The 20594-nt window shown below is 68.6% G+C and carries 23 protein-coding genes; 6 read left to right on the forward strand and 17 right to left on the reverse strand.

Features of this window, described 5'->3' with window-relative positions; genetic code table 11:
- Positions 1-47: 47 nt before the first annotated feature.
- A complete protein-coding gene (locus VF647_10240; protein HEX8452467.1) occupies positions 48-308 on the forward strand; it encodes a hypothetical protein in 261 nt (86 codons plus the stop codon).
- A 211-nt stretch (positions 309-519) separates the two neighbouring features.
- Here the strand turns inward: VF647_10240 and VF647_10245 are convergent, their stop codons facing one another.
- Positions 520-3450 (reverse strand): AAA family ATPase, encoded by a 2931-nt coding sequence (locus tag VF647_10245; GenBank protein HEX8452468.1) that lies wholly within the window; start codon positions 3448-3450, stop codon positions 520-522.
- A gap of 11 nt (positions 3451-3461) precedes the next feature.
- Positions 3462-4520 (reverse strand): PA0069 family radical SAM protein, encoded by a 1059-nt coding sequence (locus VF647_10250; protein ID HEX8452469.1) that lies wholly within the window; start codon positions 4518-4520, stop codon positions 3462-3464.
- Between the two features lie 249 nt (positions 4521-4769).
- Between VF647_10250 and VF647_10255 the strand changes: the two genes are divergently transcribed.
- Together VF647_10255 and VF647_10260 are read left to right on the forward strand one after the other, a co-directional pair.
- Complete coding sequence (locus tag VF647_10255) at positions 4770-5252, forward strand: SRPBCC family protein (GenBank protein ID HEX8452470.1); 483 nt, start codon at positions 4770-4772, stop codon at positions 5250-5252.
- Positions 5253-5292: 40 nt separating this feature from the next.
- Complete coding sequence (locus VF647_10260) at positions 5293-5586, forward strand: metalloregulator ArsR/SmtB family transcription factor (protein HEX8452471.1); 294 nt, start codon at positions 5293-5295, stop codon at positions 5584-5586.
- Between the two features lie 68 nt (positions 5587-5654).
- On the opposite strand, the gene VF647_10265 is transcribed toward VF647_10260, so the two are convergent.
- The 15 genes from VF647_10265 to VF647_10335 all read right to left on the reverse strand — a co-directional run bounded on the left by VF647_10265 (position 5655) and on the right by VF647_10335 (position 18591).
- The gene (locus tag VF647_10265; protein HEX8452472.1) at positions 5655-6212 is read right to left on the reverse strand and encodes a putative glycolipid-binding domain-containing protein; all 558 of its coding nucleotides are present in this window, start codon (positions 6210-6212) and stop codon (positions 5655-5657) included.
- Positions 6213-6392: 180 nt separating this feature from the next.
- Positions 6393-8213, reverse strand: a complete 1821-nt coding sequence (locus VF647_10270) for a hypothetical protein (GenBank protein ID HEX8452473.1) — start codon at positions 8211-8213, stop codon at positions 6393-6395.
- Between the two features lie 299 nt (positions 8214-8512).
- The gene (locus VF647_10275) at positions 8513-9124 is read right to left on the reverse strand and encodes a YceI family protein (protein ID HEX8452474.1); all 612 of its coding nucleotides are present in this window, start codon (positions 9122-9124) and stop codon (positions 8513-8515) included.
- Complete coding sequence (locus VF647_10280) at positions 9121-9816, reverse strand: hypothetical protein (GenBank protein ID HEX8452475.1); 696 nt, start codon at positions 9814-9816, stop codon at positions 9121-9123. Before VF647_10280 ends, VF647_10275 begins: the two co-directional genes overlap by 4 nt.
- A gap of 109 nt (positions 9817-9925) precedes the next feature.
- On the reverse strand, positions 9926-10885 hold the full coding sequence (locus tag VF647_10285) for a hypothetical protein (protein ID HEX8452476.1): 960 nt from the start codon (positions 10883-10885) through the stop codon (positions 9926-9928).
- On the reverse strand, positions 10878-11510 hold the full coding sequence (locus VF647_10290; GenBank protein HEX8452477.1) for a sigma-70 family RNA polymerase sigma factor: 633 nt from the start codon (positions 11508-11510) through the stop codon (positions 10878-10880). Before VF647_10290 ends, VF647_10285 begins: the two co-directional genes overlap by 8 nt.
- 212 nt (positions 11511-11722) lie before the next feature.
- Complete coding sequence (locus VF647_10295) at positions 11723-11902, reverse strand: hypothetical protein (GenBank protein ID HEX8452478.1); 180 nt, start codon at positions 11900-11902, stop codon at positions 11723-11725.
- 173 nt (positions 11903-12075) lie between these two features.
- Positions 12076-13992: a M48 family metallopeptidase gene (locus tag VF647_10300; protein ID HEX8452479.1), complete on the reverse strand. Its 1917-nt coding sequence runs from the start codon at positions 13990-13992 to the stop codon at positions 12076-12078.
- Between the two features lie 83 nt (positions 13993-14075).
- Positions 14076-14240, reverse strand: a complete 165-nt coding sequence (locus tag VF647_10305; GenBank protein ID HEX8452480.1) for a hypothetical protein — start codon at positions 14238-14240, stop codon at positions 14076-14078.
- Positions 14237-14413 (reverse strand): hypothetical protein, encoded by a 177-nt coding sequence (locus tag VF647_10310; GenBank protein ID HEX8452481.1) that lies wholly within the window; start codon positions 14411-14413, stop codon positions 14237-14239. Before VF647_10310 ends, VF647_10305 begins: the two co-directional genes overlap by 4 nt.
- 129 nt (positions 14414-14542) lie before the next feature.
- Positions 14543-14878 carry a type II toxin-antitoxin system PemK/MazF family toxin gene (locus VF647_10315; protein ID HEX8452482.1) on the reverse strand — a complete coding sequence of 112 codons (336 nt, stop codon included), beginning with the start codon at positions 14876-14878 and terminating at the stop codon, positions 14543-14545.
- 3 nt (positions 14879-14881) lie between these two features.
- Positions 14882-15091 carry a hypothetical protein gene (locus tag VF647_10320; GenBank protein HEX8452483.1) on the reverse strand — a complete coding sequence of 70 codons (210 nt, stop codon included), beginning with the start codon at positions 15089-15091 and terminating at the stop codon, positions 14882-14884.
- Between the two features lie 196 nt (positions 15092-15287).
- Positions 15288-16106, reverse strand: a complete 819-nt coding sequence (locus VF647_10325; GenBank protein HEX8452484.1) for an FAD binding domain-containing protein — start codon at positions 16104-16106, stop codon at positions 15288-15290.
- The gene (locus VF647_10330; GenBank protein HEX8452485.1) at positions 16103-16531 is read right to left on the reverse strand and encodes a (2Fe-2S)-binding protein; all 429 of its coding nucleotides are present in this window, start codon (positions 16529-16531) and stop codon (positions 16103-16105) included. The genes VF647_10325 and VF647_10330 overlap by 4 nt, the downstream gene beginning before the upstream one ends.
- Positions 16516-18591, reverse strand: coding sequence for a xanthine dehydrogenase family protein molybdopterin-binding subunit (locus VF647_10335; protein HEX8452486.1), 2076 nt, complete (start codon positions 18589-18591; stop codon positions 16516-16518). Before VF647_10335 ends, VF647_10330 begins: the two co-directional genes overlap by 16 nt.
- 345 nt (positions 18592-18936) lie before the next feature.
- On the opposite strand from VF647_10335, the gene VF647_10340 reads away from it, so the two are divergent.
- Genes VF647_10340 through VF647_10350 form a run of 3 tightly spaced genes read left to right on the forward strand, consistent with a single transcriptional unit; the run spans position 18937 to position 20590 of the window.
- Positions 18937-19506 carry a nucleoside deaminase gene (locus VF647_10340; GenBank protein HEX8452487.1) on the forward strand — a complete coding sequence of 190 codons (570 nt, stop codon included), beginning with the start codon at positions 18937-18939 and terminating at the stop codon, positions 19504-19506.
- A 9-nt stretch (positions 19507-19515) separates the two neighbouring features.
- Positions 19516-19986 carry a hypothetical protein gene (locus tag VF647_10345; protein ID HEX8452488.1) on the forward strand — a complete coding sequence of 157 codons (471 nt, stop codon included), beginning with the start codon at positions 19516-19518 and terminating at the stop codon, positions 19984-19986.
- A gap of 34 nt (positions 19987-20020) precedes the next feature.
- Positions 20021-20590 carry a hypothetical protein gene (locus VF647_10350; protein HEX8452489.1) on the forward strand — a complete coding sequence of 190 codons (570 nt, stop codon included), beginning with the start codon at positions 20021-20023 and terminating at the stop codon, positions 20588-20590.
- The last annotated feature ends 4 nt before the right edge of the window (positions 20591-20594 follow it).

Genomic DNA, 20594 nt, shown 5'->3' on the forward strand with positions numbered 1-20594 from the left:
CGTGAGATTGCTGTTCGGCGGTTCACCAGAGTTCGCGGAGAAGCTCGATGGACGCGCCGGACGAGACGCCCTGGGAGACGATGCGGATCTGGGTGGCGGAGCTGCTGGACGGGCACCCGCTCCTCGGCGACATCCCGTGCGCCCCGGCCGTGGAGGCGAACCGGCTCGGCGTGCGCCTGGTGTGCGGCGGGTGGATGGTCACGGTGGTGAGCCCGGACTGGTTCCTCCCCTTCACCGAAGAGCGCGCGCGGCTGATCGCGCTGAACCTGGCCGTGCAGGCGCGCGAGCGGTACGACGAAGGAGGGTGAGGGCGGGGGCGAGGATGGGCGCCGGGGGAACCACAACACCGGGGGATAAATCCCCCGGCTGGAACTACGCAAAGACCGCTGAAGCGGTCTGGCGAGCCGCGCGCGACAGCGAATCCAGGCAAACGCGCCCCGTGCACGCGTGCAACGCCCCTCCCCCAGGCAGTTTTGGGGGAGGGGCCGCGAGGTACGAGCGGGGGAGGGGGCCCGCCCGTTATTCCCCCACCCCACCCGCACGCACCACGTCCACCAGCTCGCCGCGGGAGCCGATCTCCAGCTTGCGAAAGATGTTGGAGAGGTGCGTGGTGACGGTGCGGGGGGAGATGTCCAGCGTCTTCGCGATCGTCTTGTTGGACTTGCGCGCGGCCACGAGGCGCGCGATCTCGGCCTCGCGGGCGGTGAGGCCGGCGGCGCCGCTCGCCACCTCGCCGCGCGAGGGAGGGCGGGCACCCAGCTCGCGGATCTGCTCGCGCGTCTTCGCCAGCTCCCGCTCGGCGCCGAGGCGCACGAAGACCTCGTGGACCCGGCGAAGCTCCTGCAGCGCCTCGTCGGTGCGGCCGGAGTCGCGCAGGCGGGCGGCGAAGTGGCGCCGGAGACGGGCCGCCGCGGGGATCACCGGCACCGATTCCAGGCGCTCGGCGGCGGCGCGCAGGCAGCGGATCCCCTCGTCGATGTCGCCGCGCAGCCAGACGAGGAAGGCTTCGCAGGCATCCGCCCACGCCAGCCCCAGGCCGTGCCCCAGCCGCCCCGCGTCCTCGCGCAGCCGCGCGCCGATGCGGGTGGCGCCCTCCACGTCCCCCATCGACAGGTACGCCTCTGCCATGATGGGGAGCACGCGGTGCATCGCCCAGACCGTATATCCCGTGCGGTCCGCGACGGCGAGGCCGCTCTCCCCTACGCGCACCGCTTCGGCGAACTCGCCGGCCGCCAGGTGGTACGCCGCCCGCCCGCAGTGCGCAGGCACGACGGTGTGCACGTCCAGCGGGTGCTCGGGGTCGCCGGCGCCGGAGAGCTCCCACGCCTCGTCCACGTAGCGCCGCCCCCGCTCCAGGTCGCCGCGCCCCAGGTAGATCAGCCCCGTCCACACCAGCAGCCGCGCCAGGATCGTGCGCTGCCGCAGTACGCGCGCGGTGGCGAGGGTGCGCTCCGCGAGGGCGAGCGCCTCGTCCCACTCGCCGGTGTTGGACATCAGCTCCACCGCCAACTCCGCGGCCCGCACGCGGTGGATGGGGGAGTGGATCTCGTCCGCGACGCGCTGGCACTCGGCCACGTGATGGCGGATGGCGGGGGCGTCACCGGTGAGGCCGGCCAGCATCCCCATCCCCCAGTGCACCATGCAGCGCAGCCCCGGCTCGCTCTCCTCGCCCGCCAGCGCGAGGGCCCGCTCGCCGTGCGCGCGCGCCCGTCCCGGTGTGCCGGTCCAGGTGTGCAGAAGGAGGAGGATCAGGTGCACGCGCCCCAGGAGCGGCGCCTCGCCCAGCCGCTCGGCGATGTCGAGCGCCTCCTCCACCTCCTCGCGCGCCTCGCCGGGCGATCCCATCTCCATGAAGCACTCCGCGCGCGCCAGCCGCAGCCGCGCGCGCAGGCCATCGTCGCCGGCGCGGAGGGCGGCGTCGAGGCCCGCATCGAAGTGGCGCAGCGCCTCCGGATAGCGCCCGCCCCAGTAGTCTAGCAAACCGAGGCGCCGCTCCGCCGCACCCACCCGCGCGTCGGCCCCCGCATCGGCGGCGGCGGCGCGTGCGCGCGTCCAGAGATCGACCGCGGCGTCGAAGTCGCCCAGCCGCTGCCGCGCGCGGGCGAGGTCTTCCACCAGACCCGCGGCGGTGCCGTCCGACCGCTCCAGCGCGGCGCCCAGGTAGTCCGCGGCCTCGTGGTTGGCGTAGCGGGCCAGCGCCGCCCGCCCCGCCGCGGCCAGGTAGCGCACCGCCTTTTCCGCGTCGCGCGCGTGTGAGCGGACGAAGTGGTAGGCGAGGCGCCCCGCGTGCTCCGGCGTATCCGCGCCGTGGAGCGACTCCAGCGCCTCGGCCACGCGCGCGTGCAGCAGACGCGCGCGCGCCAATCCGAGCCCGCCGTACAGCGTCTCGCGCAGCATGGGGTGGGTGAAGTCGTAGACGACCGCCGCGCCCTCCAGCCGCTCGTCCAGCACGCGCTGCCTGCGCAGCTCCTCCAGAGCCTCCACCAGTTCCGCGTCACTGGCCTGCGACACCTCGCACAGCTCGTCGTAGCGCGCGCCGGTGCCGATCACGGCGAGCAGCTCCGCCACCTCGCGCGTGGCCGGCGCCAGCGTGGCGACGCGCTCCATCACGGCCTCGCGGATGGAGCGCGGCAGCTCGATCCCCTCCAGCTCCGACCCCTTCCAGCGCCCGTCCTGCAGCGCCAGCCGGCCGGACTTCACCAGCATCTTGAGGATCTCTTCCAGAAAGAAGGGATTTCCACGTGTCCACCAGTACAGCAGCTCCGCGAGCGCTTCGTCATCCCCGAACAGCTCGCTCACCAGCGCCCCGGTCCCCTCGCGCGACAGGGGAACGACGGGGTGCACGCGCGCGTTCCCCCGCGACTGCTCCAGCGCGCGCAGCCACGCGGCGCCCTGCGTGTCGTTGTACGATGCCAGCAGCGCGATCCGCTTGTCGCCCAGGTGGCGCGCGGCGAAGTGCAGCAGCTCCAGCGACGATGCATCCGCCCACTGCAGGTCGTCGATCAGCAGGAGGAGGGGACGGCGCGCGGCGAGCCTTCCCAGGAACTCGGTGAAGCTCCAGAGGAGGCGCGTCTTGAGCTCGGGTTGCGCTTCGGGGCCAGGGCGATGCAGGGCGGGGATGAGCCAGGCCAGCTCCGTCTCGCCGCCGCGCGTGAGCGTCGCCAGCGCCTCGGGGGACAGCGCGCGGACGATGGGGAGGAGGAGGTCCGCGACGGGGGCGTACGGGATGCCGGCCTCGACTGGATACGCTCGACCCACGGCCACGCTCCACCCGCGCCGCTCGGCGTCCTCGGCGGCCGCGCGCAGGAGGCGGCTCTTCCCGATCCCGCTCTCGCCCGAGAACACCAGCATCCCGCCGCGCCCCGCATCCGCCGAATCCAGCAGCTCGCGCAGCATCGCAACCTCGGCTTCGCGGCCCACCAGCGGAAGGGGAGGGAGGGGTGAGGACATCGGGTTCGTGGTCAGAAGAGGCCGAGCTGGGGACCCGCCGGCTTCCTGAACGCCGCCGACGAAAGGGGTTCGAACGTCTCCGGGATCCCCGCCTTGCGCCGCGCGACGCGAAAGAGCGACTCCAGGTGGTCCGCGTACACCCCCTCGCCCCGGCCGCGGGCGTGGAAGCGCGCGTCGTACAGCTCGCCGCCGCGCATCTCGCGGATGCGGTTCAGCACGCGGTCCTTGCGATCGGGATAATGGCGCTCCAGCCACCCCGTGAAAAGCTCCTTGAGCCCGTGCGGCAGCCTGAGCGCCACGTACGACGCGAATCTTGCCCCCGCGCGGGCGCTCTCCGCCAGGATCGCGGGGATCTCGTGGTCGTTGAGCCCGGGGATCACGGGCCCGATCAGCACCCCAGCCGGCACCCCCGCATCCGCCAGCTTCGCGATCGCCTCCAGCCGCCGCGCCGGCGTGGACGCGCGCGGCTCCAGCACCCGCTGCAGCTCCGCATCCAGCGAGGTGATGGAGATGAAGACCTTGGCCGCGTCGTGCCGCGCGAGCTCCGCGTACAGGTCCGCGTCGCGCGTGACGGTGTGGCTCTTGGTGATGACGGCGACGGGGTTGCGGAATTCGGCGAGCACCTCCACGCAGCGCCGCGTAAGCCCCAGCTTGCGCTCCACGGGCTGGTACGGATCGGTGACGCCGCTCAGCCCCACCGCGTCGCCCTTCCACCCGCGCGCGGAGAGCTCGCGGCGCAGGATCTCGGGCGCGTCCTCCTTTACCAGGATCTTCGTCTCGAAGTCGAGCCCGGCGGAGAAGCCCAGGTATTCGTGCGTGGGCCGCGCGAAGCAGTACGCGCACCCGTGCTCGCAGCCGCGGTACGGGTTGATGCCGTAGTCGAAGCTCACGTCCGGGCTGTCGTTCTTTACGATCAGCGTCTTCGCGGGGTCGCGCAGGAAGACGGTCTTCGGCCCGGGATCGTCCGGATCGTACGCGTCCACGTCCGCCACCACTTCGATGCGCTCGAAGCGGTTGGGCGGGTTCTCGGCCGCGCCGCGGCCACGGATCTGGATCGGTGCAGATGACACTCGCGCATGGGGTTGGGGTGCTTCCCGAGTACCCCTTTGCGTCTCGAAAGTGTCCGTGGCGGGAGAACATCAGGGAAAAGCATCACGCGGAGTCGCGGAGGGAACTACAAGGCGCAGAGAAAACCTCTCGGGGCCGCATTCAGGTGAGATGCGCAACGTAAAGCTTGCGTATTCCTCGGCGGCCGGTTACGATACGCAACGTGGATGTTGCATATCGTGGATAGACTACCCGCTACGGAGACATGAACGATGAGCATCGAAACCGAAGCAGCCGGAACCGGGACCAGCACGGACCGCATCGAAAAGGTGATGGAACTGCGCGCCCCGCGCTCGCGTGTGTGGCGTGCGATTTCAAACGCGGAAGAGTTCGCGCAGTGGTTCCGGGTGAAGCTCGATGGGACGTTCGCGGAGGGGGCCACCGTGACGGGAGACGTCAGCCATGCGGACGGCCGGCATGCATGCGCCATCGAGATGCAGATCGAGCGCATCGAGCCCGAGGGGTACTTCTCGTATCGCTGGCATCCCTACCCGATGGATCCCACGGTGGACTACTCGTCCGAGCCCACCACGCTGGTCGAGTTCACGCTGCAGGAGACGGAGAGCGGCACCACCGTCACCATCGTGGAGTCCGGCTTCGACCAGATCCCCATCGCCCGCCGGGCCGAGGCGCTCCTCATGAACACGGGCGGGTGGGCCGGGCAGATGAAGAACCTCGCGCGCTATGTCGAGTAGCCGGGGCGCGGCGGCTCTTCAGATCACCGAGGCCGCGCCCGTGTTCGCCGCCCTTGGAGACGCGACCCGGCTGCGCCTCCTCGGGCGCCTCTCCGCCGAGGGGTCGCTCTCCATCACGCGCCTCAGCGAGGGCGCCGGAGTGACGCGCCAGGCGATCACCCGCCACCTCCACGCGCTGGGAGATGCGGGTCTGGTCCGCGATTCACGCCATGGACGCGAGCGGCTCTACGAACTGGATCTGAGGCGCCTCGAAATCGCGAAGCGCTACCTCGATCAGGTCGCGACGCGGTGGGACGAGGCCGCGGATCGACTGAGGGCGTTCGTCGAGGAGTGATGACGAGTGACGGCCGGCTGGGGCGGGACGACCAGCCGGCCGTGCCCGATCAACGCTGGACCGGCCGCTCACTCCGGCACGGCGAGCTCCGCGATCCACAGCCCCTCGTACAGGCGCACCCGTCCGATCGCGTCCGTGTCCAGCCGCGCCGTGAAGTCCTCACCATCGAGCAGGGCGCGATAGCGATAGACGCTCTCGGCCTCGCGGGTGTACGTCTGCTCGAGCGGCTCCAGGCGTACGTCCGGGAACCTCAGCCAGGCACTTCGTACAGCCCTGGTTTCCCCGACCGCGAGTGCCAGGCGGCGGATCGGAAGCGTGTTGGTTGCGGGGGTGAACCCGAGGTCGACGTCCAGCGCGCCGTCGAGCTCCTGAAGGGGCGCGCCATCCCGCGACCACCCTCCATCGCCGTCCGCGTCGAGTGCCACGTGGATCGCACGGCCGCCGACCTCGCCCTCTACCAAGGCCGAGCGCGTGAGCCACCACGGGTCGCAGTTGATCTCGTAGCGCAGCGATGCGGCCACGCCGTCCTCCTCCACCGCAACCTCCCCGGTCAGCCGCCAGCCCGTGGCTACGCGTGCCACGCGCGCCTTCTCGCGCCCCGGCACATCGAGCCGACGCCAGCGCATCAGCGATTCAGCGGGGTAGGCAGGTAGGGTCACGTTGGCCGGATGAAAGCGCTCGGGTGGTTCACCATCGAAGGTACCAGCGCCCGAATGGGCAAAGGTTGCAGGCACCGCTCATCAGACTCAGAGTGGCATCCGGAAGCGAATGATCGGATGCGTAGCGCGCTCCCATAAAATCGGAGATTATGATGCTCCAGTCACCGTCAAGCTTGCGCCAAGGCCACGGCAGGCGGTGTCGATGCCGTTCAGTAGGGAGTTCAACTGGCGCAACCGTCCCCCCGCCTGCGACTCTGGATTTTCAGCGGCGCGTTCCCAAATGGCCTTCTGGAGGTGCGGTTGGACGATTACAACGCGTCTACTGCAACGTGGCTGCATTCGCGACAGCGCTTCGATGAAATCTGCGCGATCGCACCCAGTGCCGTCGCGCCAAGTAAGTACTCGACCGTCGCCGTTCAGTCTGGACAGTAGTCCCGATTGTAGGTTCTCCCGATCTAGAAAGCGAAGATTCTTGATTGCTTGACTAACAACCACTTCATATGTAGCAACCGCCACAGAGCGGTTAGGAGAAGCAGAATCACTCGCTTTCACGTGAATGAGCGTGAGCACCTGAGCCTCCTCATCGAAATGGATAAAGTCGGCCTTTTCTCCCGCGCCATCGTCGCACGCAAGCCATCCACCGCCGAACCCCGCCTCAAGCAATCCACTCCACCTGCCCCATACCCAGCAGAAAAGGGACGTCTCGTCACCGATCCGGTCGAGAGTAGACGGCTTCTCATCTGTAATCGTCCAACCCGTGAGATCTACCCATTCGTAGCCAGAAAACGGATTGTCTCTAAATCGGTACCGATACAGCAATCCTCCACTGATCACGTGCTCAGAATCATACCGGACGACCAACATATCGCGCTCTTCACAGTAACGCTGGATCTTTTCGACATCTTCACGATCGTGATCGTGGTCTGCGTGCGCCTGAGCATTGCAGAAAACGTGTTCCTCCTCGATCTCAAAATGGAGTGAGATCGAGCCGATGCGTACGCCCTCTCTATGAATGATTGCACTCAGATTTGGGCCAACCTGCGGTATCACGGAAAATGCGACCTGAGTCGCGATTCTTTCGCGGTCTTCACGATTCTGATTATCTCCACCATCTCTCTCAATTATCTCCGGCAGATAGAATCCCATGTCGAAAGCCGAGTTCACCTCTTTGCCCCCAGATCCCGGAACGGCAAGGAAGCGGATCGGGGCGAAACTCGGACGAGTCGTTTCGGATACGGTTGTGAGGATAACGACGGTCGCTGCTCGGAAAGCGTCCCAATTTCCCGGGCGTGAAATCCAGACACGGGAATCCGCAGGCGCGACGCCGATTGTAACATCTGCTTGTCCGTCATCGAACGAGCAACGCACGGCCGTAAAGTGGTACGTCTGGTCCCCGAGAGGATCAATCGCGTCACCTAGATCCGCTCCAGATAGCATTTTCGTGTCCGATTTAAGACTTGTCGGATGGTGAATACCTCTTAACCAGACGGTTCGAGTTACGCCGTGAACGAACGCAGCGTTCATGATTCCCTGGGAGATAAATGCCAGCGAGCCCAAACCTGGAACTGAGTGATCGCCAACACGAGCGGCAATCTTGTCGCGAATGCTGGAATCAGACGAGTGAATTCCGAAGAAATTCCCCAGTCTGACTACAACTACGACATGGTTACGAATGTCCCGGATCTCCGTATTCGCTGTCCACGCCGGTACTGTATGTTCCTCTATAATGATCGCGCCTGTTTGAACCGTCTCAACGTTTTCGTACTTCGGCTGTGCGCCTAGGAGGCGGCGCTTACGGGTGGTATCGACTCGGCTCACTTCAGAGCAGCCTTGGACGACTTTCCGGAACAAAGCATCACTGGCTTCGTCTTCCTCTGACTGAAGCAGTAGCAGCGAGACGAATGGTCGAAGTTCATGAAGCTCCAGCCGTGCAACCGGCAATTGCTGAGCAGGGGCCAGGGATGTCATGTTGTGTTAAAGGGGTGGGGTGGCGTTTGCAGAGATTGAACCCTTCGGAGCGCGGTATCCAGGTTCAGGCAGCGTGCCCCCATCAACCGCCAAGTGGGGGTGGAGAGCAAGTATAATGCTGCTCACTAACGTACATCGTGCCGATGAACTTGGCGAGAGCAGGGGAGCCGGTGCGTGTGCCTCGGCCAACGCGAGGAGCGCCCCGGACCTCTTTGAGAATGTAGTGGATACGCTGCCTGCTTTGCATATCGACTCGCGAAGTTCCTATCCGCAGTGATGCCCACCTAAGTCTCCGCTCCTCACCGCCCGAACACCAGGTTCAGCCCCAGGTGGACCGTGTCGTCCACCGCGAGCTCTCCCAGCGACGTTCCGCGATACGCCACCCCCCAGCGCTGCCGGTCGATGGCGAGCTGCGCCGTTGCGCGGAGGCCGCCGCCGGGTAGAGGGACGGCGCGCGCGGCGAAGCGGACCGGGTGCGTCTGGCCGCGCAGGGTGAGGTCGCCCACGACGTCGTAGTGGACCGGGCCGGAGGGCGTCACGCTGCGCAGGCGGAAATCCGCCGCGGGATAATGCTCGGTGGCGAAGAAGTGGTCGCTGCGCAGGTGGTCGCGCAGGCGGCGGCGGGGGATGGGGTCGCTCTCCGGGATGTCGGTGACCTCGATGGCGTGCATGTCGATGCGGAAGGCGCCGCCGCGCACGTTCCCTCCGTCGGCCAGCAGGTAGCCGCCGGCGAGGCGCACGGTGCCCTCGTGACTCCCCCTGCCGCGGAACTTCGTGCCCTTCCAGCGGATGACCGACCGCGCGGGGTCCAGGCGCAGCGTGTCCTCGCGTGCGGCGGGCGCCGGCTCCGGGTGCGCGCCCGGGGTGCCGGGCGCGCAGAGGAGGGCCAGCGCGAGCAGTCCGCCGATCATCGGCCGACGTCCCGCAGGACGATGGTGCGCTCGCCGCGCCAGATGCCGTCGGGACCCCGCGTGAGCCGCACGATGCCGGAGCCGCCTCGATTCCGCACCTGCGCGCGGTAGGTGGGGGTGACGCGCGGGTCGCCCTCGAACACGAAGTCATCGATGTACCCCTCCGCGCCCCGGCCCTCCTGCACGGTGGCGTGGATGTGCGCGGGGTCCAGCCGGCCGGGGTAGTGCCCGGGGCGGAGGGTGGCGACGCAGTAGCGGCCCTGCGCGTCGGTGCGCAGCCAGCCCCGAAGGTAGCCGTGGCGGCGGCCGTTACCCGTCTCGTCGCCGCGTAGCGCGTAGACGCCGGCGGCGTTGGTCTGGTAGAGATAGAGGAGGACCCCCGCGGCAGGGGTGCGCCCGTCCGCGCGCAGCACCCTGCCGGTGAGGACGAGCGGCTCGCCGGGCTCCGCGTGGTCCGCCAGGCGCACGGCCCAGGAGAGCCGCGACGGCGCCTCGGGAGCACCGCACCACTCGCACGGCGGTGGATCGCGCCGCAGCGCCGCCAGGACGCGATTGCGCGGCGCGTTGACGGCGGCGACCGCGCCGGGGCAGCCGGGCTTCAGCAGGGGGATGGAGCGATCGGGGAGGGCGTCGGACGACGGCGATGCGGATGCCAGCGTCGCGAGGAACAGGGCGGGGAAGAGGTTCGGCATTGTGGGGCTCCTGCTCGGGAGACGATCCGCGGACATTCACCGCGGAGGCGGGACGGTTGTCCCGCTCTCCCATACAGGTTGCGCCGACTCCGGTTGTGTTAGCGGCGGGCTACCAGAGCAGCCCCAGCTTGCGCTGCCACAGCTCCAGCGCGCGCCCGTCCAGCCGCAGCGTGGCGGCGCGATCCTCCCCCGCCGGCAGCGACGACACGGCGGCGAGACGATCGTACACGCGCCCACGCTCGGCGGCGGGTACGCGCTGGAGGAGGTGCCAGAGCATTGGCGCGGCGTCCAGTCCTGCCGCGCCGGCGAGCGCCACGTCCAGGTCGGCGCGCCTAAAAGTGCCGAAGTCCATCGCCGCCAGCGCGTTCCGCAGCGGCGCAGGGCTCCCGGCCGGGAACGGGGTGCCGGGGCCGCGGCCGGGGCGCATCAACGCCACGCTTCCGGCGGGGACCACCGAGCGGCGGCCCCCGTTCACCAGCTCCACGTAGCCGGACGTCACGCGGATCTGGCCGGATCCGTCGTCGTCCACCGTCAGCAGGTAGGCGCACCCCAGGTCCACGGCGAGCGCCGCGGGCGTCTCCACCATGAAGACTCGGGGCGGCGACCACACCTTCGCGTCGATGGTGCCCCGGCGCAACGCCATGCGGTGCTCCCCGCGGCGCGAGCGGAGCGCCGAGAGGAGGCTGTTCGGACCCACCTCCGCGAAGCCGATCCCGCCCAGCTCAACGCGGGCGCGGGATCGCGCGTCCGTCTCCAGCCACCTCCCCGGACGCAGGCGCTCCTCGCCATCGACACGTCCGCCATCCACGCGCGGCGCTCCGACCAGCCCCGCCACCTGCCATCCGTGAGGATCGTCGCGCAGCCACATCCGGCCTCCAAAGATCGCCAGCAGCAGCGTGGCGGCCATCGCGAGCGGCGCCCACACGCGCGTGGGGAAGCGCCGCCGAGCGGCAGGCACAGCAAGGGCGCGCTCCTGGTACGCCAGCGGGCGGAGGAGGCGCTCCAGCTTCTCCACCTCCGCGTCCGGCCGGGCGGACGGGTCCCACAGGTAGTCGTCGTGCTCAACCATCGAAACCTCCAAGCTCTTCCCTGAGCTGTTTCATGCCGCGATGCAGGTTCACCCGCACCGATCCGGGAGTGAGCCCCGTGCGCTCGGCGATCTCGGCGCCGCTCATCCCTTCCACCAGGCGCAGCACGAGCGGCTCGCGGTACGCTTCCGGGAGCCGGTGGATCGCCGCGAGTACGTCCTCCACCTTCAACTCGCCGGCCGACGGTGCCGCGGCCGGATCGGGGACGTCGTCCTCGAGCGCCACCAGCCTGCGCCCGCCGCGGTGCAGCATGCGCGCGCGGTTGCGGGCGATGGCGGCGATCCACTTCACGAACGCCGCCGGCTCGCGCAGCGTGTGCATCCGCGCCAGCGCGGCGAGGAAGACGTCCTGCACCAGGTCTTCCGCCTCCTGCCGCGGCGCGTGGGCCAGCAGGATGCCGTGCACCAGCCGGCCGTGCAGCCGGTACAGCTCCGCGAAGGCTCCGCGGTCGCCCCCCTGCGCGGCGCGGACCAGCGCGTCGTCCACCCCCGCGGCGGGCTCGGCGCGCAGGCGGGCGAACGGGTTCAGCCCCACGCGTACCGGCGTATGGACGGAGAGCGCCTCATCCACCCGCCGCTCCTCGTAAGTCCGTGCGGACCATGCCACCTCCGGAAAGCCGGGAAAGCCGCCATGCACCCTCGTATTGTCTAAGATGCACTTCCGCCGCGGATGTTAACCGGAGACCAGAGATGCTCGGCGAGAACGGCAACTGCTTGGCTCACACAGAGCCACAGAGACACAGAGGAGACGAAAGGAAAGGGGGTGTGGGTCCCGCTGCACGGGAGTTTTGCCCGCGGAAGGCAGTGTCCGAACCGAGCTCAGAGGTCACCTTCGACTTCCCAGTCCTCGCCGATCGGAGCTATAAGGTCCTCGCGGGTGACCGAGATGACGCCGCGCGACCTCCCGACGAAGGGGCGCAATCCCTCCCCTACAGGCGCGAGCTTCGCAACAGGTCGGTTACGCTTGAAGATGATGAACTCCGCGCCGGTTTCTTCCACCTGGTCTATCAGCTTCAGGCAGATGGCTTCGAATTCCCCGGCCTGAACCTGCCGGCGGCCACGGATCGTTTCCGTCGACAGATCGCTCCTTGGCGACCGCCGAGTGTGCTCATGCCGATGTCGGCAGAAGCCACCGGGGCACCGCGCTGGTGCTACCTCCTCAGGACCACCCTCTATGCAAACGACCGGGGTGCGGCGCGCCGGCCGCGGACGTACACGTCGGAGCCGCGGACGGCGGCGACGGGCTTGCGTAGGTTCTTGAAGTTGCCCTCGAGCGTCAACACGACGGCGTTACCGGGGATGGGGATCTCCTGCACCAGCCGCTGCACGAGATTGGCCGCGTGGTTGCCGTGCTCCGCGCGCTTCCACGTCCAGTCGGGGACGACGGCGAGGATGTAGAGCGGGTGCTCGGGGAGGATCTTCACCTCCTTGCGCACCAGGAAGGCGCTGGCGACGTCGCGCTGGCGGCGCAGCGCTTCCTCGATCGCGCGCACGGCCTCGTCATCGAGCCCATGCGGAAGGAACACGTCGCGCGCGGACAGGGCGCCGGCGTTCCGCTCCTCCTGCGCGGCCGCCATCAGGTCCGCGTGCTCCTGCAGGCGCCGCCAGTACGCCTCCGCCTCCTCCACCCGGCCGGCGCGATGCAGAAAGGCGTGCGCTGCCGCGCATCCGGCGTGCACCAGACCGACCTCCGCCGCCATCGCCGACTCCAGGTGCCGGAGACCTTCCTCGTTCTCGCACTCCAGCAGCATCTGACCCAGCATATAGCGGATCTGGGCGTCGGCGGGCTCGGCCTCAGCGAGATCGCGGAAGAGCGGGACCGCCGCCTCCGCACCGCGCAGGTTGGCGACGGCGAACGCGCGCTCCTTCGCTTCGTCAGGCGTGAGCGACTCCGTCCGCGCTTCGAGCTCGGCCAGGCGCTCGGCGGCCTGCCGCGCCTGCTGGTGCTGGGCCGTCCAGCCACCCCTGATCTGCTCCAGCCATACCCGGTCCATACGGCGCAGGGCGTCATCGGCGGGGCGGCCCAGGTATGCCTCCGCGGCGCTCGGTACCCCGTCGGCGGGCGCGATCAGCGCGGGCCCGGGCGCCACGCCCAGCGCGGCGATGCGCTCTCCTAGCTCGGGGTGGGTATCGCCGCTCCGCGTGGGGGCGTTCAGCGCCTGCGCCAGGAGGATCGCCGCTTCGGCTTCCGGCATGGGCGCGCGCAGGCTGCGGCCCATCGTGGTGAACGCGTCGGTGGGCGGCTCCGGCTCGGCGGCGGCGCGCTTCCACAGGGTGGGCCAAAAGGACTCCACGAGGTGCCGCGACCGCACCGCGATCCGCGCCAGCGCCGACGCCATCACCCCTGGACCCACGAGCGCCGCCGCCCGAGCATCCGCCTCGAACTCCTGCGAGCGGGCCAGCACGAATGAGTACGCGGCGAAGCGGGGCGCGTACCAGGCGAAGAAGCGCTCGAAGATAAAGGTGGCGCCGTGCTCGTTCTGCCGAAGCTGCTCCAGGATGCGCGCCCAGGTGGCGCGGATGCGGTAGCTCCACGCGCCGCTGCGCCCGTGCGCGCGGGAGAGGTGCCCGAACTCGTGCGCCAGCACCGCGCGGAACTCGTCCGCGGGGAGTGCGTGCATCAGCGGCACGCCCAGCACCAGGTAGTTGCGGTGCCATCCGAACATCCCCAGCCGCGGCACCTGCGACACGGAGGCGTTGAAGTCGTCCGTCAGCAGCACGTGGTGGGCACGCGGCGCCTGCACCCCCTTTCGGATTGCATCCACCTCCGCGAAGAGCCGCGGCGCATCCGTGGGAGCCAGCTCCCTTCCCTGGGGCGGATCGATCCGCACCCACATCGCCCTGACGATCGTCCACACCAGCAGCCCGATCGGAATGGCGAGCTTGATGAGGAGCACCCACCCGCCATGCGCCGCCACCAGCGCGCCTACACCCAGGCCGAGCGCCACCAGCAGCGTGAGCACGGCGAAGACGTACACGTAGCCGAGCGCCCCGAAGAGGAGCACTCGCGCGCGGTACCTGCCCGGGTTCGCCCGAGCGACACGCTCCAGCCGTGCCACGTAGCTGTCGAATTCTGCGGAAGTCTGCATGTGGATCGGTCGAGTCGCGCGTCGTGCGTTGGGCTAACTGCGCGAAAAAACAGCGAAGTCACACTGCTGCCGGGGTGCTAACGTCAGTACTCCGGCCAGCCGGCCAGATCCGCCGGGAGCCCCTCTTCCGCGAGCGCCCGCTCCTCGGCGGGATCGAGCTTCGCGCACTCGTCGTCGAAACGGGCGCGGCGAAGCGCAGCCTCTTTCTCAGAGACCAGGTCGGAATCAGGGGAGCGCGGATATCTCAACTGTTTCTCCCGAGCCTGGGAACTCCGAGCTTCTTCACGGTGGTCGTGAGGTTCTGTTTCATGCGGTCCGAGAGCTCAATGCGCTCCACGCGGATCGCTGCCCCCTTCTGCGACACCACTGTCGACTTGAATGCGGGCGATCCTCGCCGCTTCAGACGACCGATCTTGTTCATCTCAGTACACCTCGTCGATGTAAAGAGGTAATCCCGCACATGCCGTCAGGACCGATCCGCTGCACCTCTCCGCCAGTGACATCCGGTTCTTCGCCGCCTGCACGCACGGAACCTCCGCCATCGCCACGCTCACGCACGGATGATCTCGTTCAGTCCAGCGATAACAAGCTCGATCTCTCGTCGGGACGCCTCGCCCAGCCGGTCGCTGATGCGCTCCACCGCGAGCACTCGCACCTGGCTGATCTTGACCCAGGACGGGCGCGGGAGTGTCGGCGCTTTGAGTGGCAGGCTGAGCGGGAAGCCCGCGCTTGGGGGCTGGCTCGTCAGTGCCACCGCGATCACAGTCCCAGAACGCACGTTGAACGAGTCGCGGCTGAGGACGAGCACAGGACGACGGCCTGCCTGCTCCTGTCCACGCACCGGATCGAGCTCTGCCCAACGGATCTCACCTCGGCGGATGATCACCGGTCAGTACTCCGGCCAGTCAACCAGATCCGCCGCGAGCCCCTCTTCCGCGAGCGCCCGCTCCTCGGCGGGATTGAGCTTCGCGCACTCGTCGTCGAACCGGGCGCAGCGAAGTGCAGCCTCCTCCTCAGAAGAGAACTGAGTGCGTCCGCCGCTTTCCACGCGGAGTTCATCCACCGTGTCGACGGCCCGTGTCTGCTCTTGTCCCCGCATAGGGTCCACCTTGCCTAGGATTGTGTTTGCCTCGTCCTCGCGAACGCCACAGAAGCAACCTAAGCACATGTTCCAACTTCATCCAGGGGCGCCACTTAACCGGTTCGCGGGGTGGCTGATTCCAGGCGGCAGGCGCACTCTGAGGACCCGCAGTGCGACCATACGGCGCTCCAAGCACCAGTATCGCAGCCGCTCCTTACGCGGTCTCCGCCCACCACTGGCGGAGAAGGTTGCCGGCGACGCGCAGGCGGTACTCGGCGGTGGAGCGCACGTCATCGATGGGGCGGATCTCGGAGTTGAGGGCGCGGTGCGCGTCGTCGATGGAGCCGCCGTCGGCGAGGACGCGCTCGGTGGCGGGGGCGCGGACGACGGTGGCGGCCACGCTGCCGAACGCCACGCGCGGCTCGGGGCCGCGGACGCCCGCCATCACCACCTTGCTGATGGCCTGCGCGGCGCGCGTTCCCACCTTTCGGAACCACTGCGTGCCCTCGACGCGCGGGACCTCGATGGCGACGATCAGCTCGTCGGGGCGGATGACGGTGGCGCGGTAGCCGGTGTAGAGCTCCGTGATGGGGACGCGCCGCTCGCCCGACGCGCTGCGCAGCACGACGACGGCGTCCGCGACGGCGAGGACGGGGAGCGAGTCGCCGGCGGGGGAGCCGTTGGCGACGTTGCCGGCCAGGGTGCCGCGGTTCTGGATCTGCGCGCCGCCCACCTCGCGCGAGGCGGACACCAGCGCGGGGAGCCAGTCGTTCACGGCGTCGGAGCGTATCAGCTCCGTGTACGTGGTCAGCGCGCCGATGCGCAGCACGCCGTCCGCGGTGATGCCGCGCAGCTCGTCCAGCGCCCACAGGTTGAGGAAGCGCCGCGCCGGCGTCGTGCCGAAGTGCAGGTTCACGAAGACGTCCGTGCACCCCGCGATCGGCGTGCGCGGGCCGTCCTCGGCCAGGATGGCGAGCGCCTCGTCCAGCGTGCGCGGGTCGCGCAGGTCGAGCGGTGTGGTGGCGGTCTTCATTCGCTCACGCTGTGGATGGCGCGGTAGATGGCCTCGTAGCCGGTGCAGCGGCACAGGTTGCCAGCCAGGCCGGTGCGCACCTCCTCCAGCGTGGGCGCCGGGCCCAGCGCGACGGCGGCCAGGATCATCCCCGGCGTGCAGATGCCGCACTGCGCCCCGCTGAACTCCGCGAACGCGCGCTGGTACGGGTGCTCGCCGCCCAGCCCCTCGATCGTCACCACCTCCGCGTCGCGCGCCTGGGCGAAGGGGACGAGGCAGGAGACGACCGGCTCGCCGTCGATCAGCACGGTGCACGCGCCGCACTCGCCCTCGCCGCACCCCTCCTTGGTTCCCGTGAGGCCGCACTCCTCGCGAAGAACGTCCAGCAGGCGCTTCATAGGATGCGCGTCGACCTCCGCCGGCGCGCCGTTCAGCGTGAAGCGCATGCCACCTCCATGATGCTCTCCGGGACCGCGGGGATCGAGCGCACGTCCAGCCCGATGTGGCGGATGGCGTTGACGAGCGCGGGGGCGGGGCCGTCGATCGGCATCTCGCCCACGCCCTTGGCGCCAAAGGGGCCGTATCCGCTCGGATTCTCCAGCACGATGACGTCCATGCGCGGCGTGTCCAGCGTGGTGGGGATGGTGTAGTTGGTGAGCGTGGGGTTCGCCATCCCGCCGTCCTTCATCACCACGTTCTCGTTGAGCGCCCAGCCTACGCCCTGCGCCGTGCCGCCCTCGATCTGCCCCACGACCATCGACGGGTGGATCGCCTTGCCGATCTCGTGGACGATGGTCATGCGCAGCGGCCTGACCTCGTAGGTGACCGGATCCAGCTCCACTTCGGCCACGTCGCAACCCCATCCGTACGCGGCGTAGGCGTCGCCGGTGTACTCGGTGTCGTCCCAGGAGATCTCGTCCGGCTTCTGGAACTGCTTGGTGACGGAGAGCGGGCCGTGCTCGCGGACGTACTCGCCGGGCGTCATCACGCCGATCGTCTCGCGCATCTCCTCCGCGCAGCGCTGCAGGATCTTGCCGACCACCATGCAGGTGCGCGACGCGACGGTGGGGCCGCTGTCGGGCACCTGGTGCGTGTCCGGCTGCACGATCTCCACCTGCTCGTACGGGATGCCGAGCGCGTCCGCCACGATCTGCGCGTGCATGGTGCGCGTCCCCTGGCCCATCTCCACGCTCGCCACACGGATGCGCGCGCCGGTCTCCGTCGCCTCCAGCGTCGCCTTAGATGACAGGTAGATCTCGCCGCTCCCGGTGAAGCCGGAGCCGTGGAAGAAGAGCGAAAGGCCGATCCCCCGGTTGCTCCCGGCGTATTCGGCGCGCTTGCGATGGTAATCGGAGCGCTCCACACCGGCCTTCAGCGACTCCAGGGCGCTGCAGTCCTCGCCCATGATCTGGCCGGTGGCGCTGGTGTCGCCGGGGCGCAGCGCGTTCAGCTCGCGGAGGCGCACCGGGTCCATCCCCAGCGCCTCGGCGATGCGGTCCATGTGCACCTCGGTGGCGAACTGCGTCTGCGGCGCGCCGAAGCCGCGGAAGGCGCCGTTGGGCGGCGTGTTCGTCATCACCACGCGGCCCTCGATGCGCGTGTGGTCGCACCGGTACGGCCCCGCCGCGTGGATGCACCCGCGCGAAAGGACCACGGGGCTGAGCGTGACGTAGGCGCCGCCGTCCATCAGCACGTCGATCTCCATGGCGACCAGGCGGCCGTCGTTCATCACGCCCGTGCGGTGGCGGATGATGGACGGGTGGCGCTTGGTGGTCGCGATCATGTCCTCCACGCGGTCGTACACCATCTTCACCGGCCGCCCCGCCTTTCGCGCCAGCAGCGATGCATGCCCGGCCAGGATGTTGGGATACTCCTCCTTCCCCCCGAACCCGCCGCCCGTCTCCGTCTGCACCACACGCACCTGCCGGTCGCTCATCTGGAGGAGCGCCTTGATGGCCTTGTGCACGTAGTACGGGCACTGCATGGAGCCGTGGATGGTCATCCCGCCCGCCTCGGGAACGGCGATCACCCCGTTGGTCTCGATGTAGACGTGCTCCTGGTGGCCCGTGCGGTACGTCCCTTCCACGACCCGGTCCGCCGTTGCCATCGCCGCGTCCACGTCGCCTTTGCGGATGCGGATGGTCTTGAAGACGGTGGACGACTGCTCCGGGTCGAGCACGGGCTCCTCGGTGTCGTACTCGATGCGCACCTCGGCGGCCATCAGCCGCTCGCGGTCCTCGTGGGCCAGGAGGAGGATGGGCTCGGCGAAGTGGTTGATCTCCTCCGCCACCAGGAACGGCTGGTCGTCCTCGATGAGCGCCACGAAGTTGCAGCGCGGCCCGGGGATGTCGCGGTAGTCCACGACGGTGAAGCCCGCCGGATCGAAGTCCAGGCTGATGGAGCGGATGCGCCCCTTCGCGATCGTGGAGCGGATCGTCCGCCCGTAGATCATCCCCGGAAAGCTGAGGTCGTCCACGTACCGGGCGGCGCCGGTCGTCTTGGCCATCCCGTCTTTGCGCGATACGCTCCGGCCGACGGCTGGGGTCATGCGGGCCTGTGTGTAGAAAGGGCGGTGGGCGTGCTGTGGTACAAATAGCTGTTTTTCGCCGAACGGCAACTGCTGGGCTCACGCGGAGACGCGGAGACGCAGAGAGAAACCGCGAACCGCATGGCTCACACAGAGACACAGAGACACAGAGGAAGAACGACAAGAGGGTTTCCTCCGTGGCTTTCAGCTTTTCTGTTGTTCCCTCCGCGGGCTCCGCGCCTCCGCGTGAGATTGCTGTTCGTGTGTCCGCGGGCTATGGTTCGAAAAGGGCAGCTCATCCGCCACCTCTCTCAGACTCGCCTCATGCGCATCCCGCCCATCCACATCGAGTACCCCGACTGGGTCGAGAGCACCGTCGACTGGGACCGCCGCTACACGACCGACGAGGAGAAGATGCGCCTCGCCATCGACGTCTCGCGCGCGAACGTGGTGCATGGGACCGGTGGCCCGTTCGGTGCGGCCATTATCGAGCAGGGGACGGGCGCGCTGGTGGCGGTGGGGATGAACAGCGTGGTGCGGCTGAACAACTGCACGCTCCATGGCGAGATGGTGGCGTTCATGATGGCCCAGTCGCGGCTCCAGTCGTTTTCGATGCGCTCGGATGGCGGCACCGTCTACGAGCTCGCCACCTCGTGCGAGCCGTGCGCCATGTGCCTGGGCGCCACGCTGTGGAGCGGCGTGCGCCGCGTCCTCTGCGGCGCGCACCGCGACGACGCGCGCCGCCTCAACTTCGACGAGGGCCCCGTCTTCCCCGAGTCGCACGCGTACCTGGAGGCGCGCGGCATCGAGTTCGTGCACGGCGTCCTGCGCGAAGAGGCCAACGCGGTGCTGGAGCTGTACCGCGCGGGCAAGGGAGTCATCTACAACGGATGAGGGGTTGAGATGAAGGTTGCACGCGTGCCCCGGCTTCTCGCGCCGGCTCTGCTCCTGTTGGCCGCGGCGTGCGGCGACACTGCCGGCGCCGACCCGCTGAAGCGGGTGTACGTCCTCAGCACCGCAGCTGGGCGTCCACTACCGTTAAGCGTAGAGCAGTCGCTTCCCGATGGGACTCGGCGTGTCCACACCGTGCTGTCGGACACTCTCCTGTTCGTCTCCGATTCCATACTTCATCGCCGGCGGGAAGAGCTTTTCTCCCATGTGACCCCCGGCAACCTCGCGCTCGGGTCTTCGCAACGGGTCGAGAAAACCGGCCGCTACCGCAGGCGTGGAGAGGTGCTGTTCATCACATGGCTGGATCAGGGTCGCGACACGCTCTGGGTGCGTTCCGGTACGCTGGTCGCCGCCGAGAACGTGGGCTCTGTTTGTACCAGCTGCCAGCCGTTGGTACAAACGGTGGAATTCGTGTACCGTTAACGCCGGACCTACTCCCGCGAGAATGAACATGCATATGTACCGCAGGATCTCGGTTCTGATCTTCAGCATTCTCCTGTACGCCGGATGCGACTCACCAGCCGAAGCAGACGACCCGTCCGCTCGAACGGTGAGTTTCGACTTCAGCGGGCACCGTTCGGGAACCTTCCAGGTCCAGGGGCCCCCCGCGGAAGGAGGGCCGCACTCGGGAGCATTCGTGCGCGGCGAGCAGATACAGCCGACGCGTGACATCGGGATCCAGGCATTCCGGCCCACTCAGGGGACTGTGGGCGACCGGATCAGCCTCGCATTCCCGCCGCGAACGGGCACACATTCATGCACCTGTCCGGTGGAGAACCCCACTGGCTGTGTCTTCCTGCTCGTGCGGTTCGGCATCGACCCGGCTCGTGGCGGAGGATTCGGTCCTGGGGAGGAGCGGTTCCTCGCGGAGACGTGCACCCTGACCGTCGAGGAACTGACCGCGGAACACGCGCGCGGATCGTTCTCCGGTAGCGGGATCATCTCCTGGCGCGTGGATGGGTTGACCCGGGAAGCTCCCCTGACGATAACCAACGGACGATTCGACGCGGAGCTGCACCCGGAGTAGGGGA

It is taken from the genome of Longimicrobium sp. (assembly GCA_036387335.1).
Taxonomy (GTDB): domain Bacteria; phylum Gemmatimonadota; class Gemmatimonadetes; order Longimicrobiales; family Longimicrobiaceae; genus Longimicrobium.

What these genes read in the sequence shown, in the direction of transcription:
- VF647_10240 (HEX8452467.1), top strand. Translation starts at nt 48, where the DNA reads ATGGACGCGCCGGACGAGACGCCCTGGGAGACGATGCGGATCTGGGTG.
- VF647_10245 (HEX8452468.1), bottom strand. Translation starts at nt 3,450, where the DNA reads ATGTCCTCACCCCTCCCTCCCCTTCCGCTGGTGGGCCGCGAAGCCGAG.
- VF647_10255 (HEX8452470.1), top strand. Translation starts at nt 4,770, where the DNA reads ATGAGCATCGAAACCGAAGCAGCCGGAACCGGGACCAGCACGGACCGC.
- VF647_10265 (HEX8452472.1), bottom strand. Translation starts at nt 6,212, where the DNA reads ATGCGCTGGCGTCGGCTCGATGTGCCGGGGCGCGAGAAGGCGCGCGTG.
- VF647_10270 (HEX8452473.1), bottom strand. Translation starts at nt 8,213, where the DNA reads ATGACATCCCTGGCCCCTGCTCAGCAATTGCCGGTTGCACGGCTGGAG.
- VF647_10275 (HEX8452474.1), bottom strand. Translation starts at nt 9,124, where the DNA reads ATGATCGGCGGACTGCTCGCGCTGGCCCTCCTCTGCGCGCCCGGCACC.
- VF647_10280 (HEX8452475.1), bottom strand. Translation starts at nt 9,816, where the DNA reads ATGCCGAACCTCTTCCCCGCCCTGTTCCTCGCGACGCTGGCATCCGCA.
- VF647_10285 (HEX8452476.1), bottom strand. Translation starts at nt 10,885, where the DNA reads ATGGTTGAGCACGACGACTACCTGTGGGACCCGTCCGCCCGGCCGGAC.
- VF647_10300 (HEX8452479.1), bottom strand. Translation starts at nt 13,992, where the DNA reads ATGCAGACTTCCGCAGAATTCGACAGCTACGTGGCACGGCTGGAGCGT.
- VF647_10310 (HEX8452481.1), bottom strand. Translation starts at nt 14,413, where the DNA reads ATGAACAAGATCGGTCGTCTGAAGCGGCGAGGATCGCCCGCATTCAAG.
- VF647_10320 (HEX8452483.1), bottom strand. Translation starts at nt 15,091, where the DNA reads ATGCGGGGACAAGAGCAGACACGGGCCGTCGACACGGTGGATGAACTC.
- VF647_10325 (HEX8452484.1), bottom strand. Translation starts at nt 16,106, where the DNA reads ATGAAGACCGCCACCACACCGCTCGACCTGCGCGACCCGCGCACGCTG.
- VF647_10330 (HEX8452485.1), bottom strand. Translation starts at nt 16,531, where the DNA reads ATGCGCTTCACGCTGAACGGCGCGCCGGCGGAGGTCGACGCGCATCCT.
- VF647_10335 (HEX8452486.1), bottom strand. Translation starts at nt 18,591, where the DNA reads ATGGCCAAGACGACCGGCGCCGCCCGGTACGTGGACGACCTCAGCTTT.
- VF647_10340 (HEX8452487.1), top strand. Translation starts at nt 18,937, where the DNA reads ATGCGCATCCCGCCCATCCACATCGAGTACCCCGACTGGGTCGAGAGC.
- VF647_10345 (HEX8452488.1), top strand. Translation starts at nt 19,516, where the DNA reads ATGAAGGTTGCACGCGTGCCCCGGCTTCTCGCGCCGGCTCTGCTCCTG.
- VF647_10350 (HEX8452489.1), top strand. Translation starts at nt 20,021, where the DNA reads ATGTACCGCAGGATCTCGGTTCTGATCTTCAGCATTCTCCTGTACGCC.